The organism is Spirosoma gilvum, assembly GCF_054776815.1.
Window position 1 is genome coordinate 69,094 of sequence record NZ_BAAHBH010000020.1, and the last position, 15,241, is coordinate 84,334.

At 48.1% G+C, this 15,241-nt stretch carries 14 protein-coding genes; 3 read left to right on the forward strand and 11 right to left on the reverse strand.

Annotation, left to right across the window (positions count from 1 at the left end):
* Positions 1-76: 76 nt before the first annotated feature.
* The 3 genes from ACYVFD_RS33770 to ACYVFD_RS33780 all read right to left on the reverse strand — a co-directional run bounded on the left by ACYVFD_RS33770 (position 77) and on the right by ACYVFD_RS33780 (position 5,232).
* Positions 77-940, reverse strand: a complete 864-nt coding sequence (locus tag ACYVFD_RS33770) for a hypothetical protein (RefSeq protein WP_461094995.1) — start codon at positions 938-940, stop codon at positions 77-79.
* A gap of 163 nt (positions 941-1,103) precedes the next feature.
* Positions 1,104-2,345, reverse strand: a complete 1,242-nt coding sequence (locus ACYVFD_RS33775) for an MFS transporter (RefSeq protein ID WP_461094997.1) — start codon at positions 2,343-2,345, stop codon at positions 1,104-1,106.
* Between the two features lie 127 nt (positions 2,346-2,472).
* Entirely contained in the window at positions 2,473-5,232 is a 2,760-nt protein-coding gene (locus ACYVFD_RS33780) for an outer membrane beta-barrel protein (RefSeq protein WP_461094999.1), read from the reverse strand.
* Positions 5,233-5,261: 29 nt separating this feature from the next.
* Between ACYVFD_RS33780 and ACYVFD_RS33785 the strand changes: the two genes are divergently transcribed.
* On the forward strand, positions 5,262-5,417 hold the full coding sequence (locus ACYVFD_RS33785; protein ID WP_461095000.1) for a hypothetical protein: 156 nt from the start codon (positions 5,262-5,264) through the stop codon (positions 5,415-5,417).
* Here ACYVFD_RS33785 and ACYVFD_RS33790 read toward each other — a convergent pair.
* The gene (locus tag ACYVFD_RS33790; protein WP_461095002.1) at positions 5,414-6,211 is read right to left on the reverse strand and encodes a hypothetical protein; all 798 of its coding nucleotides are present in this window, start codon (positions 6,209-6,211) and stop codon (positions 5,414-5,416) included. The two genes, ACYVFD_RS33785 and ACYVFD_RS33790, sit on opposite strands and share 4 nt — an antisense overlap.
* 118 nt (positions 6,212-6,329) lie before the next feature.
* Here ACYVFD_RS33790 and ACYVFD_RS33795 point away from each other — a divergent pair, with 118 nt between their 5' ends.
* Together ACYVFD_RS33795 and ACYVFD_RS33800 are read left to right on the forward strand one after the other, a co-directional pair.
* Positions 6,330-7,814 (forward strand): sensor histidine kinase, encoded by a 1,485-nt coding sequence (locus tag ACYVFD_RS33795; RefSeq protein WP_461095004.1) that lies wholly within the window; start codon positions 6,330-6,332, stop codon positions 7,812-7,814.
* 13 nt (positions 7,815-7,827) lie between these two features.
* Positions 7,828-8,511 carry a response regulator transcription factor gene (locus ACYVFD_RS33800; protein WP_461095005.1) on the forward strand — a complete coding sequence of 228 codons (684 nt, stop codon included), beginning with the start codon at positions 7,828-7,830 and terminating at the stop codon, positions 8,509-8,511.
* 58 nt (positions 8,512-8,569) lie between these two features.
* Here the strand turns inward: ACYVFD_RS33800 and ACYVFD_RS33805 are convergent, their stop codons facing one another.
* The 7 genes from ACYVFD_RS33805 to ACYVFD_RS33835 all read right to left on the reverse strand — a co-directional run bounded on the left by ACYVFD_RS33805 (position 8,570) and on the right by ACYVFD_RS33835 (position 15,216).
* The gene (locus tag ACYVFD_RS33805; RefSeq protein WP_461095007.1) at positions 8,570-9,505 is read right to left on the reverse strand and encodes an NAD-dependent epimerase/dehydratase family protein; all 936 of its coding nucleotides are present in this window, start codon (positions 9,503-9,505) and stop codon (positions 8,570-8,572) included.
* A 21-nt stretch (positions 9,506-9,526) separates the two neighbouring features.
* Positions 9,527-9,988: a hypothetical protein gene (locus tag ACYVFD_RS33810; protein WP_461095009.1), complete on the reverse strand. Its 462-nt coding sequence runs from the start codon at positions 9,986-9,988 to the stop codon at positions 9,527-9,529.
* Between the two features lie 363 nt (positions 9,989-10,351).
* Positions 10,352-10,915 carry a Crp/Fnr family transcriptional regulator gene (locus ACYVFD_RS33815; protein WP_461095011.1) on the reverse strand — a complete coding sequence of 188 codons (564 nt, stop codon included), beginning with the start codon at positions 10,913-10,915 and terminating at the stop codon, positions 10,352-10,354.
* Between the two features lie 234 nt (positions 10,916-11,149).
* Positions 11,150-12,847: a sodium:solute symporter family transporter gene (locus tag ACYVFD_RS33820; RefSeq protein WP_461095012.1), complete on the reverse strand. Its 1,698-nt coding sequence runs from the start codon at positions 12,845-12,847 to the stop codon at positions 11,150-11,152.
* A gap of 195 nt (positions 12,848-13,042) precedes the next feature.
* On the reverse strand, positions 13,043-14,008 hold the full coding sequence (locus tag ACYVFD_RS33825; protein WP_461095013.1) for a YihY/virulence factor BrkB family protein: 966 nt from the start codon (positions 14,006-14,008) through the stop codon (positions 13,043-13,045).
* A gap of 180 nt (positions 14,009-14,188) precedes the next feature.
* The gene (locus tag ACYVFD_RS33830) at positions 14,189-14,689 is read right to left on the reverse strand and encodes a hypothetical protein (RefSeq protein WP_461095015.1); all 501 of its coding nucleotides are present in this window, start codon (positions 14,687-14,689) and stop codon (positions 14,189-14,191) included.
* Positions 14,686-15,216, reverse strand: coding sequence for a hypothetical protein (locus ACYVFD_RS33835; protein ID WP_461095016.1), 531 nt, complete (start codon positions 15,214-15,216; stop codon positions 14,686-14,688). Before ACYVFD_RS33835 ends, ACYVFD_RS33830 begins: the two co-directional genes overlap by 4 nt.
* Between the last annotated feature and the right edge of the window lie 25 nt (positions 15,217-15,241).

The following is a 15,241-nucleotide window of genomic DNA, read 5'->3' on the forward strand; positions in this document are numbered from 1 at the left end:
AACGCCCCTGGTTTATGAAACGACCGAGCTTGTAAGAGATCGCTCGTCTGCGATCTCTTACAAGATTTATGATTTTTTACTGGCAAGCGTACGTATAGTCTGTTGTGCTAACCAATGCCGTTATGGTAGATGCTGGATTTATTCCTCCCACTCCACTTTTGTAGGTTGTTACTTCCAACTTACGTTTTACCTTTCCCTGATTGTCGTAGGTATAGCTATACGTTGATGTAAAGTTTGTATAAAGATTGATATCAAATTGATGATAATCCTGCGACGATTTAATCAGCAGATTGCGGCTTGGACGGCCTTCAAACAGCTTTTTGGGAGGTATATTGTCTTTAGAAAGATCGTAGGTATATACGGTAGTTAGTATAAAATTTGGATTTGTGATTTCCTTTTTGATCACATTCCCATTGTCAATGGTATACATAGTTTTTTGGATGCCCGTAGGGTTGAGCAGTTCTGTAGTTTCGATAAGGTAACCATTGGCATCGTATTTATACGTTGTATTGGCGTTGATAATCGAACCAATTAGATTTTGGTTATTTAAAGAATAACTGGTCTCTTTGGTAAGGATACCGCCCGTAAATTCTGATTGCTTAATCGTAGACGAATTATACTCGTAGCTGACAGCACTATTAGAACTACTATATAGTATGTTTTCCTGAATTAAAAGTTTCTGAGAATTATAGGTGTAATTATGCGTTTCAGTAGGAGCTAGGATGAACGTTTTTGTACCGGCTGGTAGCCCATAAGTAGGCCCATCAATTGTAAGTGTTTCACTATTTGGTGGTGCTGTGGTACCTGTATAATCTCTCTTAATGACTTCCTGTACGATCGGGCACGATGGAACCAGGTCTGGTAAACGATGGTCTGTACAGGAAAGAGCTATTGAGGTAATTGTTAAACAAGTAACTAATGAGTGGAGAGAGAGCTTCATACGTAAATGGATAAAGATGTGAATTTGATATTTGGACCGTTAATTATGTCATTACAAATGTATACTATAAATCTCTAATGATATAAAAGAAATAGCGTAAAACGTTACATGGTATTTTAGGAGCACCCGGCGTTTTAAAGGAATGAACTTTTCAGGTTTGTTACTATTCGCTATAATCCAACTCCTTTCCATAGGTCTCTTCCATGGTGAAGAGCGACCAGAAGCCTAGCACAAAACAGACCAGCGCGACGATAGCGGCTGATTCGATAACACCCAGCGACGGTTTCATGGCCTGATACGCCGGAATGCTCATTAGGGTAGTGGCCCGGACGTTGTTGGCAACCGACGTGGTGGCTGTAGCGCGAAGATTCGTTCCGAAACTCTCGGCCGTAATGGTCAGAAACATAGCGATGTAGCCGATGCTGAAACCCATCAGTAGATAGCTGTTGTAAAACAGGCTGGTTGAGCGAATTCCGCCGAACAAATAAATACCCACCAGGATCAGTGCCAGGCTCATCATCAGGCCGATGGCACTCCGGCGAGCCTGTAACCACTGACTCAGGATACCGCTGAAAAAATCACCAGCCACCGTGCCCACATACATGAGCATCAGACAGCGGCCCGGCTGGATGGCTTCGGTAATGCCTATTGCCTTGCCAAACTCATTACCAAAGGTGGCCAGAATGCCAATCACAAAATAGGTCGGAACGGCAATGCCCATACAACGCAAATAGCGGAGTGTTGAGGGTTTGCTTCGGAACAAAGCCCAGAAATTCCCCCGCGAAACCCCTTCCTGCTGCGTCCGTTTAAACATACCCGACTCAAGCACGCTCACGCGCATAAGCAGTAATCCCAGGCCCAGTCCACCACCAACAAAATAAGTCGTGCGCCAGTCAAAGAGCGAAACCGTAAAATACGCTACTACGGCACCCAACAATCCTATACTGGCGACCAGCGACGAACCGTATCCGCGCAGATGCGGTGGCAGAATCTCGCTGACGAGTGTAATACCAGCCCCTAACTCACCAGCCAGACCCAACCCGGCGATAAAGCGAAGGATGGCATAGAGTTGCGGGTCGTGGACAAAACCACAGGCAATGTTGGCCAGCGAATAGGTGATGATACTGCCAAACAGAACCGACAACCGACCTCGCTTATCGCCCAGAATACCCCACAAAATGCCCCCCACCAACAATCCGGCCTGCTGATAATTCAGGATTTTACCGCCAATCAAGGAGATGTCGGCTTCCGACAGGCCAATATCTTTCAGGCTGGGAACCCGTACAATGTTGAATAGTAGCAAATCATAAACATCGACAAAGTAACCGAGGGCAGCTACAATAACGGGCAGGGTAAAAAGCGGGCGTAGTGATTTCGACAACGGTACGGTAGTGGTAGGCGACATAAGAGGCAGGGAATAACAACGCCGAAGGTACGGCAAAAAATAGAACGCAGATGGTCATGATAGTTATGATTCGCACAGATTTTTATCCGTGTAAATCATAATCATCATAACCATCTGCGTTCTATTTTTAAATCCCGAATTTCCGTAGGTTATAGACGAAGCTCACCAGCAAATACCGACGGAGTATCCGGCTCTGTACGTCCTCGATATATGTATCCGAGGTGTTGCGGGTCAGGCTTCGGTTTTGATTCAGCAAATCGAACACCTGTAGTCGTAATTCGCCGGTATTGCCTTTGAAAAATTGCCGGGCCAGAGCGGCATTCCACAACGCAAATTGCTGGTTATAGCCTACTGCCCGCCCGGTAGTGGCCGTGTACGTCAGATCGCTGGTGAGGACAAGCCGGAATGGTAGTTTCCAGTATAAATCAGCCGTAGCGTACTGCGACCAGAAGGTCGTATTTTGTTTGGGAAGCAACGAATACGAAGCCGATTGGTAGGTGATATTGCCACTGACGCCATATTCCAGATTACTGCTGAAATTGGATTGCAAGCGTACACCCTGGCCTAAACTGCTGGTTCTGGACTCGTTCGACTGGTCGTTGATGAAACTAATGCCACGGCTAAAACTCGCATTGGTCGTCAGGGTAATGCCGATTTTCGACGGTTGCAGCGTCTGGCCCAGTGAGAGCATGCCATTCGCCGACCAATATCCTCCGGCGTTAATGGGTTGTGTGGTCTGTACACCCGCATTGCTGATGGTAGTAGCCGTGGCAATTCGGTTGTTGCTTTGATTCAGGCTACCAAACACAAACAAACTCTTATTCCCTTGCCCACTGGAGCCGTTGTAGGTCAACGTGACGTTGTTGTAAAACTCCGGGGCCAGGGCCGCGTTTCCGGTTCGTATGTTCAGCGGATTCGTGTTGTCAATGACGGGCTGTAACTGCGTGATCGACGGCGCATTCAGGCGGGTCCGGTACTGTATTCGCAGGTTTCGGTTTCCGGAAAAGGTATAGCTAAACAGCGCATTCGGCAGCAGATTCATATAAGGCCGACGCTGGCTGGTATCGACCGAACGGTTATCGGTTTGTAGGGAGGATTGTTGCACCTCCAACCCCAACGAGTAGGTATAACGCAATCGACGCGTCTGTAATGTAGCGCCTGCCCGATGGGTAGCAAAGGCACTGCTAAACTGATTGGAAAGCAGCGAATTCGTGCGCTCATACAAACCCGTCGATTCGTTTAGGTCGGCCACTCGTCGGTCGGCGCGGTTACTGCTGAGCGAATAGGCATACTTAAATTCCAGTTTTTGCGTGAGTGATAAAGGCTCAGTGTACGACAGGGTCAGTGTGTTTTGCAGGCCATAACTCGTCTGACGATTCTGCTGATTTAACCGATTGATGACCGGATTCGTACCCGTTGAATCGTAAAATGTGTTGGTCGATTGATTGAGTGCCTGCGTATCCCCATCGCCCAGCGTTGTGTTAAGATTGAGCGACAACGTACGACCTTCCCGGCGGAATTTTCGCATGAGCAACAGGTTGTTATACAGGTTCGTGCTGTTGCCGGTCGAACCATAACTCGTTTCACCTTTATTCACCAGTTTAGGAGTGAAACCGAGCAATCCGGGTAAGGTCGATTGACTGGAGGTTTGGCTGGTATAATCGCTGGTTTGCCAGGGCAGGCTACTCGTCAGTCGGAGGCTGGTCAGGGAATCGAGTTGCCAGTCCAGCCGGGCGTTAAAACGGTGCGTTAATTGCCGATTCTGCGAATAGTTGCTTTGGTCGGTGATGAGTGAATTCTCAGGCAAAACGCTCGTTCGGCGGCTTTGCTGGTCGGTTGTAGTGATAGCCTGATTCAGAAAATAGCTGGTGGCTATTTCGGCGCGTTGTCCCCATTTGTCGCGATAGTTGAGCCCACCAGCCCGTATTTCAACCACGTTTGTTGGTGTTTGTGGGCCACCCGAAGGGCTTCCTCCTGGGCCACCGACAAAAACAGGGCCTGATGCTGATGGATCGGCCAGGGTAAAGTTCTGTTGGTTGAGGTTGTTCGCCTGCCCAATCAGTGAGATTTGTCGGCCATTATTAAAGCGGTTCAGGTTCAAACGAGCCTGATACCGATTGTCCTGTCCGTCGCGAGCGGTACCCAGACCGAGTGAATTTTGCCCAAAATAGCCTTTTCGTTTATCCCGCTTCAGAGTCAGGTTGATGGTGCGTTCACGGTTGCCATCATCGACACCTGAAAATTGCGACTGATCGGATGATTGATCGTATAACTGGACTTTATCGACAATATCAGCGGGTAAGTTTCGGGTTGCCATTTTCGGGTCATTACCAAAAAACGGTTTTCCATCGACCAGTACCCGACTGACGGTCTGACCCTGAGCTTTAATGGTACCGTCGCGGCTAACTTCCATACCGGGCAGTTTGCGAAGTAGTTCTTCCACCTGCGCATTCGGTTGGGTTTTAAACGATCCGGCATTAAACTCCAATGTATCGCCCTTCACCGCAACGGGGGCACTTTCCTGCCGTACGACCACTTCCTGAAGCTGGTTGCTTTGTTCGACCATCCGCAACAGTCCCAGATTCAGAACGGGTTTCTCGGGGGATAGAGTAACCGTCTGAGACAGATTTCGATAGCCCAGAAAGGTGATTAAAATTCGGTAAGGCCCTTTAGCTATGTTTCGTAGCTGAAACATACCATCGCCATCCGTAATGGTAGCCGTTATATAACTCGAATCGCGGGCCGTCAGCAGCGAGACAGACGCTTGCCGAAGTGGTTTGCCACTTGCCGAATCGAGGACCATCCCCCGAATTTCGGACTTGGTGCCTGTTTGAGCCAGCAGATTGGTTGAAAGGGTGATGAAGAGGAAGAGAAGAATATATTTCATGAGGTAGCATAGGGGTAGGGGCATAGGGCGTGGAGCAGGGAGCATGGGGCATGGAGCAGGGATGGCAGGGGGTAGGGAGTGGGGCAGGGATTGCGAAGAGTGTTAATCGGGCTTTACAATCCCCGCTCCTTGCTACCCCTGCTCCCTGCTACCCCTGCTCCATGCTCCCTGCTCCACGCTCTTAATTCCGCTCGTTCAATTGTAATTGTTGTTGGAAATCGGCAATGGCTTTCTGGCGAAGGTCGGTCAATTGTTCGGGGGTAACGGTCTGAGCGTTGGTCGTTGGGGTAACGGCTGCGGCATCGAGCGCAGACGTATCAACTTTGGTGGCTTTGAACTGTTCTTTGCTGCCTTCAATGAGTAAAACCACGCCACTGTCGGGTGTCAGTTCGTGAATGGGCGAGTAGGTGAACGGAAGCTCGTTGGTGATCCAGACGGTGTACGTTTCTTTCTTGTACGGAATTGTTACTTTCCGACAGGTATAGCCCGCTATTTTTTTAGTCTGGTCGGTGAGCTGCCAGCCGCTGACGCGCTGAATGGGGGCTTCGGCCTGGTAGGATTTCGCATCGGCGTCTTTGCCGACAGACAGTAGGGTAACCTTTTTCATGCCGCTTAAATCCACAAACACCTGTTCGGTAAACGGGCGGGGGATATTTCGGGTTTGTGGTGGACCGCCACCGTCACGCACTCGAATAACGGCATTTTGCTCATCGCGGACTTCTTTGGCGTAATGACTGGCAATCTGGGTTTTGAGGCCAAACATGCGCGTATCAGGAATATCGGTCGGGAAGTTAGGGTCACCTGGTTTTACCTGTTCGCCGTTGATAACGATCCGCATTTGGGAAGGATCGACCTTCCGCACACCTTCATACGAAATTTGACCGGCCCACGATGTGCCTGAGGGACTCTGTGCACGGAGTACACCAGTTACAAACAAGACTACCAATAGGCTACAGAAGAATTTGATGGGGGTTTTCATAAAGAATTGATTGATTTGATGGGTCAAAGGTCAGGCGGAGTTTTGTAACGTACTGCTATATAGTGTTAAGTAGTGTTAACAGATATGCAAAGACGATTCAGACGGTGTAGATTTGACTATGAACCGGCGCATTCGTTCGATTTTCTGGCTGATGACATGCTGTATCATCGGCATTAATGCCTTTCAGGGGTATTGGCTCTGGACTACGTATCAGCTTAACCGTCAGCAGTTTAGCCGGACGGTGCAGGAGGCCCTGTTTCAGGTGCTCGAACGCCAGCATGTAGCTCAGGCGAATCGGCTATTTGGCGCAAAGGCGTTGGATGACACTAAAAAAGGCTCCCGAATTGTTATTCGCCGGTATAATTCGTCCAGCGACATGGTCCTGGGAGCCGAACAAACACAAGTATATATCAACTCCCGTTCTGACAGCTTTCCCAAAGAAATGCGAGGCAAAGGGTCGCCCCCAAAAGTGGTCACCTATAATGTGAATGTACAGACGGCGGATAAACCGACAGCGGTATCAGCCGATACGCTCGCCCGTCGAATTTCCAGTCTGGTTTTACTGGATTGGACAAAAGGGGGTAAGGTGAATTTGCCTAAGCTGGAAATGGCGTACCGGACTGAATTGCAGCAACGGGGAATTACATCCGCGTTTCGACTCGATACACTGACCATTCGCCCTCGTACCGGCGAAGACGACATCATTTTTTTTCAGCAAAACGATCATAGCGACTCCAGTGGGGCCATGCGAACGTTGCCGGTACCCATCAATCCGACAAAACATCTGTTTGCACAAGCTTCGTTTTCGTCGCCAACTTTCTATTTGCTTCGTCGAATGAGTTGGCTGCTGGGTGGTTCGGCGGTGTTACTGATTCTGACCACCGGCAGTTTTCTGTTTATGCTGAGTACCATTCTGCGGCAAAAGAAATTGGCAGAAGTGAAAAATGACTTCATCAACAACATGACCCATGAACTGAAAACGCCCATTGCCACCGTGACAGCCGCCGTAGAAGCCATGCAGCATTTTGGGGCGTTGGCCGATGCTCAAAAAACAGAGAGATACCTCGCCATTTCGCAGACAAACCTACAGCGGTTGTCGGATCTGGTCGAAAAAGTACTCAATCTGGCCGTTGAAGAAAAACGGGAACTGGCCCTGCAGCCCGAAGCCCTGAACCTGCACGAACTCGTGGCTGAGCTTATCACCAGTCACCAATTGAAAGCGACCAAGCCAGTCAGCTTTCAGGTTGATATTCCTGCCCGTGTTGCGGTGACTGTAGACCGCATTCATTTTGGTAATGCCCTCAATAACCTGATCGACAATGCCGTCAAGTACTCCCGCGAGCGAGTAAACATTCGGTTAGCCTATCATCAGCACGAAGAGGGATGGCAACTGGCAGTAACGGACGATGGTATCGGAATCGCCAAAACCTATCAATCGGCCATTTTTGATCGGTTCTTCCGGGTGCCTACCGGCGACCTGCACCCGGTTAAAGGGTTCGGCCTGGGTCTGGCCTATGTTCGGCAGGTGGTAGAACGCCATGGCGGACGCATCCAGGTGCAGAGCGAGCCGGGGAAAGGGAGTGAATTTTTGATTGTCATCTGAAATAAACTAAAGAATGCCAACTGTTTTGCTGATCGAAGACGAGCCCGCATTGGGGATGATTGTCAAGGACAGCCTTGAGGTTCGTGGGTTTACGGTTCTTTATGCCGCCGATGGAGTCGAAGGACTGACGTTGTTTCGGCAAGAGCAGCCCGATATTATTGTCGCCGATGTGATGATGCCGAACCTGGATGGTTTCTCACTGACGCAACAGATTCGCCAGACTGACCCGGACATACCGATTATGTTTCTGACAGCTCGTTCACAAACGGCCGATGTAGTACGCGGCTTTGAACTGGGTGGTAACGATTACCTCAAAAAGCCATTTAGTTTAGACGAATTGATCGTTCGGATCAATGCGTTGCTCCGGCGTAACCGTCCTGCAAAACCAGCGGTTTCTGAGCCAGACGGTGTACGAATTGGCCGGTATCAGTTCGATCCGCCTAAACAGAAACTGTCGCTCGATGGGCACGACGTACTCCTCTCGCATCGGGAGGCTGAACTGCTTCGGCATTTGTATGCACAGCGAAATCAGGTGCTGGAACGAACGGCTGTATTGCTCGAACTCTGGGGAGACGACAGTTTTTTCAACGGTCGCAGTCTGGATGTATTTATCACGCGGCTTCGGCGCTACCTCCGCGACGATCCCCAAGTGCAGATCGTCAATGTTAGAGGAATAGGCTATAAATTGATTGTGTAATGATAACGCCGGTAGAACCCCGAATTAGTTGGCTAGCAATCACGGATTTACATCCGTGTTACAATGTTGTTTTATACCAGTCTACGGTTTCTTTTACAATGGTTGCCGGACTTGTGGCATGATTACCAAATCGGGCGGTGTATTTATTATGGTTGACCAGGTAAGGATACTCAAATTGATAGGCGAGTTCATAAAATTCCTTTACCAATGAATCGAATAAACCAGCGATCCAGACAATGATTTTGGGTAATACCATAACCTTCGATTTTCGCTTCGATTCGGCTTCAAATAAGGTTACCCATTCCATCAAATTTATAGCGGGTGCGTTCGGTACATGCCAAATCTGTTTGTAGGTATCGGTTGCTTCACCTACATTAATCATCGCTTTGGCAAAATCAGTAATGTAGGTGAATGTATGCGGCAAGCCAGCTTTACCAAAAAGGAGTATCGTTTTTTGCTGGTATAGTTTATTCAGAAAGTCTTCTCCAAAAACACCCTTATAAATCCTCGGTCCAATAAAATCGGCGGCTTTAACAAACGCAACCTGATTATTAAAATCATCTCCGGATTTCAGCAGTGTATTGATGACTGAAGCTCTGATCTTCCCTTTTTTCGTTCGGGCTTTATGGGACATTTCTTCATGCATGGGTTCTCCTGCTACATTACCATACGAATAAAGATTATCGGCAAAAACCAGTTTAGCCTGACTGTTCTGTAACGCATGAGCCAAAGCGGAAGCGACTGCCGGATAAAACTCTTCCCACTGCTGATAGGGTACATCCGTACAACTAAATAATATCTCAGACTTTTGAGCGATGGCTTTCATGTCATGGCTATTCGTTACATCAGCCGCTATAGTCTGGACATTGTCAGGAAGTGCCCTATCTAGTTTTCCTTTGCGGTTTACCAGGAGTATTTTTTCGGTTGGATTTTTCTGGAGTAAAGTGTCTAGAATAGCAATGCCTAATTGACCCGTGCCTAGTATCGTTTTCATCGGTTTGTGCTTTGAAACGGATTATCTGATGACAAACGAATAGCTGATTCCAGGTGTGGGATTGATTTTTACATCATGGTCTTTGGCCAGTAGAGCAATCCCGCCAATACGTAGGTTTAACCCTTTCCAGACCATCCAGCGAAAGCCTGCTTCTAGCCCCATAGCATTTTGCTCGTTATAATCAAGATTGGTACCGCGCAGATACGAAACGCCTGCATAAAAGGAAGAAGGATTTTCTTTTTTGCCAACGGGCAGGAACCAGGTCGTTAAGCCTATTTTCATAAATTTTGTCGTGATACCGGGTTCTAAAGCTGTAATGTAATAGCCTGCATGTATCGACACTTGCTGGTGGCGATATTCCAGCCCGATGGAAGGATTGCGAAAGGCGTTAAGGCTAATTTCATTTTTAGGAAATCGACTTTGCGAAAAAACGGTAGTTGATGCAACAACTAATAAGGCGACGATTGACAAGTTGATTTTCATGAGCTTATTCAGTTTTGATTGATTGACGATGCAAAGGTCAGTCGCTTAAAAATGAGGCTACTAGACAAATGTCCAAAAAGAAGAAGCGGTAATTTCCTGATGAAATTACCGCTCGTTAAAGCCAGAAGACGTTGTGTTTATCAGATTGGTTACCAATACAATATGCGATGGTAAGTTCTCAAGTGAAACTAGTTTAGAGTATGTTGCAAGGACGTTTCTGTCATCCCGAGGAACGAGGGATCTTCGGTGAATGGCATAAAAGCTAATCTCCGAAGATCCCTCGTTCCTCGGGATGACAGAAAATAACCTAATGTAATTTCACGAGCTTACTTAGCAAAAACTCAGATGACACGGAAAGCACAGTTACCGAATGGTGCTGCGGATGCGGCTGAGATGCCGAGGAGTTACACCCAGAATAGACGCCAGATACTGCAAAGGGATTTGCTGCAAAAGAAAGGGTTCTTCCCGGAGCATTTTTTCGTACCGTTGTTCGGCGGTCAATACGATCAGGTCAATTCGACTAGCGTCGATACCACAGATGGTGCTTTCCAGCAGGCCGATATAAAAATCCTTGAACTGTGGTATTTCGCTGATGAGCGCCTGTAGGTTGGGCTTGCTGATCAGACTGATGCTGCCATCGGTTAAGGCTCTGATATTTTCGAGCGCCGGTGTTTCGCTGACAAAGCTTAGAACGGAAGCAAGAAACGTATTTTCAATGGATATGTAGGTTGTTTTCTCCTCGCCGTCTTTAAGCACATAGTACTGGAACATACCACTTTCGACAAAGCCGATGTGGCGACTTGTCTTGCCGAATTGAACAACATAATCGTTCTTTTTAAATGATCGGCACTGAAAAGCCGCCAGAATTTTCTCCAGATCGCTACCCGCAAACCCTATGCTGTCGAAATATCTTTTCAGTTTATCCATGAGGGGTTATTTGCGAGAGTTTGCTTGTGGCCTGGTTAGTAATTAGGTAGTGTGTAAAGATAAAAGAATGCTTAAGGGGTTGATTACTAGTTACTCATATTTTATGGTTCTTATGATGCCAGTAGCCTGCTTTGCTGTTTTTTGTCGGCTGATAGGAATAGTGAAGCTTATAAAAAAGCAACAGGCGCCATCCAGCCTGTACTGGAATGGCGCCTGTTGCTTTTTTAGGACTATCTACCAGAACCGAACGTACAGCACCGTCAGAATCAGCATGATCACGGTAATCATGGCGGTGATGGAAGGTGCCAGACGGAACATACTGGTATCGATCTTGAACGCTTTCGGATTGACCGCCGGACCCGCCAGACTAATCAGCACCATGGCCAGGATGGTGAAGAAAAACGCCCAGCCCATAGCCACCAGGAACGGAATTTCATACACACCCTCCGCGTTTTTGAAGGCGGTATACAGAATCGTTTCATGGCCGAACCACTCAGGAGCGAAGTTATTGAACAACGTGGTCAGGCCAAAGCCGAGCAGGATACCCGCAACTGCAGCCGCACCCGTGGTACGCTTCCAGAAGAAGCCCAGTAGGAACACCGCGAAAATACCGGGGCTCAGGTAACCCGTATATTTCTGAATGAACGTGAACCCACCTTCGCGACCGATCCCCAGCGCATCTTTCCAGGTCAGCGCAATTGACAGCAGCATAGCGATCAAAATGGTAACCCGTCCGGCCCAGACCAATTGCTTTTCGCTGGCGTCTTTCTTGATATACTTGTGATAAATGTCGAGTGTGAAGATCGTCGAAATCGAGTTGGCTTTACCCGCCAGCGACGCAACGATAGCCGCAGTTAGAGCTGCCATCGACAGCCCTTTCAAGCCATTCGGCAGGAACGACAGAATAGCTGAGTAGGCGTTGTCGGCGAGGAGTTTGCCACCGGGAGCCATTTCATTCTGGAGACCACCGTTTTTATATAGCACATATGCCGCAATACCAGGCAGCATCACGATCAGTGGCATAAACAGCTTGATCATAGCGGCAAACAGAATACCGGTACGGGCTGTTTTCAGGTCAGCACCAAGGGCACGCTGGGTGATGTACTGGTTACAGCCCCAGTAGTTCAGGTTTACGATCCACTGACCGGCAAAGTACATCGTGATACCGGGTACGGTCAGGTATTTGTTTACCTCAACCTGTGACGTATTCGGACCCGGCTTTTCAAAAATCAGGTGGAAATGGTCGTCAGCATCTTTCATCATAGCTGAGAAACCTGCCAGCACATCGTCGCCCAGGCCAAACTTCTGGCTCACCAGCGTCAGGGCAATGTAGCTCGTTACCAGACCGCCAATGACCAGTACAACCACCTGAAACACGTCGGTGTAGCCAATCACTTTCATCCCGCCCAGCGTAATAATCAGCGCAAAGATGCTCAGCCCGATCACGATCGGGTGGAACGAAGCTGGACCTACTAAGCTACTAATGGCCAGGGCACCCAGAAACAAAATAGAGGTCAGGTTGACGAACACGTACAGAAACAGCCAGAAGATCGCCATGATCAGACTAACGGTTTCGTTATACCGAGTTTTCAGAAACTGCGGCATGGTGTAGATGTGGTTTTTGAGGTAGATTGGCATAAACCACACCGCCACAATGATCAGCGCGACAGCGGCCAGCCACTCATACGCGGCAACCGCTACCCCAAACGTAAAGCCATTGCCCGACATACCAATAAATTGCTCGGCCGAGATGTTGGAAGCAATGAGCGACGCGCCAATGGCCCACCAGGTCAGCGACCCTTCGGCCAGAAAGAAGTCTTTAGTATCGAGTTTTGTTTTTTGTTTTTGTTTGTAAATCCAGTACCCGTAGCTCGAAACACCGATAAAATACAGGAAGAAAATAATGTAATCTGTCTGGTTAAGCTGATTCATTGTAACAGCGCGATAAGTTGGTTTTGGGAATTAGCGTGTAAAAAAAAGATTATTTCTCTAAATAGGACTACTTTATGTTAAAATCATTTAGAGATTGGCTAATCCAATACCATATTTTAAGTTTTAAGCTTCAGGCTTCAGGTTGGCCAACGCGAAAGAGAATGTGCATCAGATGGCCTGAAACCCTAACTAAAACTACTGCTTCGCCTGTTCTACTTTCTGCTGTGTAGGAATTGTGGAGACCTCACGCTCCCGTTCGGTTTGTTCGACATACACCGCGTAATCGGCGGGCTCGATACGAATGCCAAAATGGTTGGCGTAGGCTTGTGTAAACTCAGCACCGAAGTAAAGAATAGCCGCTGTGTAATAAATCCAGGTCAGAATAACGATCAGCGAACCGGCGGCTCCATAGGTCGAACTGGTACTGGTCGTTTCGATATACAGACCGATCAGATAACGGCCCAGCATGAAGAGTAGCGCCGTGAAAACAGCCCCCAGCCGAACATCCTTCCAGGCAATTTTTGCATCGGGTAGTACTTTAAAAATAATACCGAACAAAACCGTGATGATACCTGTGCTGAGTAGAAAATTGAATACCATGACGATATACACGCCAAGGCCCGGCAGAAAGCGGGTGAGCTGATCACTTAAGGCCAGCACCAGCCCATTGATGACCAGCGAGACCAGCAGCAAAAAGCCCAGACTAACAACCAGCGATGACGACAGCAGTCGGTCTTTAATCAGTTTTAACCAGCCGCGTTTGGGTTTGGCCTTTACCCGCCAGATCAGATTGACCGAATCCTGGATCTCGATAAAGATACTGGTAGCGCCGATGACCAGCGTGATAATTCCAAAAGCCAGCGCCGTGTTGGTTTTGCCCGACAGTCCTACACTTTTGATCATGTCCTGAATCTGCTTGGCGGCTTCATTCCCCACAAGGCCATTTATCTGCGAAAAGATCTGCCCGCGAATAGCTTCTTCGCCCAGGAAAATACTGGTCAGCGACATGATTAGCACCAGAAGCGGTGCCAATGAAAAAACAGTATAGTAAGCCAGTGCTGCACTCAGTTTCAAACACCGGTCGTTCTGAAAACTATTGAACGAATCGCGGAGTACAGTCCAGGCATCCGTAAAGAATCGTTTAACCCGTTTCGTTGCCATACGATTGCGACTTGTTAAATCGGTTTCTGGCCGTTCGTCGACCAGGAGTACCACCGAAATAACCGGAATCGAGCCGCGTTGTTGGTTAATAGACGGGTTTTCTACTGAAAGCGATAGAATGACTGGCTTAACAACATGCTATTACGGTCATGCTTTGCACCGAATTAGGTCACGGTTCGGTTAGGGTTTGCTATCGCCCAGTGAAGCCACCCAGCCAATCAGGCTCCCCAACAGAACCAGTATTCCTATCACAATCAGCAACCATTTGAATACAGCCTGAAAAGGCCATTTGGCAATAAAACAAACGACGGCAATAAAGCCTATGATCATCAGAAGGCTAATGCCAAGGCCAATAAATAGCATATAGGCGCTGCCAATCCCCGAATCCCGGCTATCGTGGTAAACGGCGGCTTCACACAAAAACGTAACAACCAGAAAAATGCCAGCCAGACTGGCCAGCCCAACCCGGAGAAGCCACACCCATTGACCACCGGGAATCCAGAACAACGTGGCAAAAGCAAGTAGAACGCCTACATTGGGTAATAACCAGCCCATGTTCAATAGTTTGTCGTGATCATTTGGAGGAAGTGGATGGCTGAACGAAATAACTAGCCCGGTAATTGCCAGCAAACCAATCCAGACTACTTCGGGACCTAGCAGGTAAGTAAGCATACGATTCATGAGTTGATCAGAGAGAGGGTAAATAAAACAAGACTGGCAATGGACAGAACGCTGGAACATACAGTTCCCAGAATCATCAGAACACCCATTATTCCCGCTTTAGGACTTAGCACCAATTTGTCCTGGTCGATAAATCGGTTTGTATCAGGTGTATGCAGCCGGAAGGAGCCAGGTTGATTGATGGTGAAGTCGGCTATTGGAATAATCCGGTTACCTGATAGATCGGTACGTTTTGAGGTCAGATAACCGTAAATAGCAATAGGTATCGACTGGCCGTTCTGTCGGTCGCTCACCCGAAAGGCAGTGCTGGTGGGAATACGGCCGAAAACCGATGCCCGCTTTACCGAAATCTCATACGAACCAGCCTGCGCAAGGTCAAAATCGAATATTGGCGACTGAGCCATCCATTCAATGCGGGGACCGTCTGTATATACATGAATTAGTTTAGCCACACTTTTTACCAAAAGCGCTAACCCGACAATTGTAAGGATTCCGAACAGATAAGGCGACCAGGCAGCGTGTAGCATCGTAGAAGTGGGGAATAGTGAGATT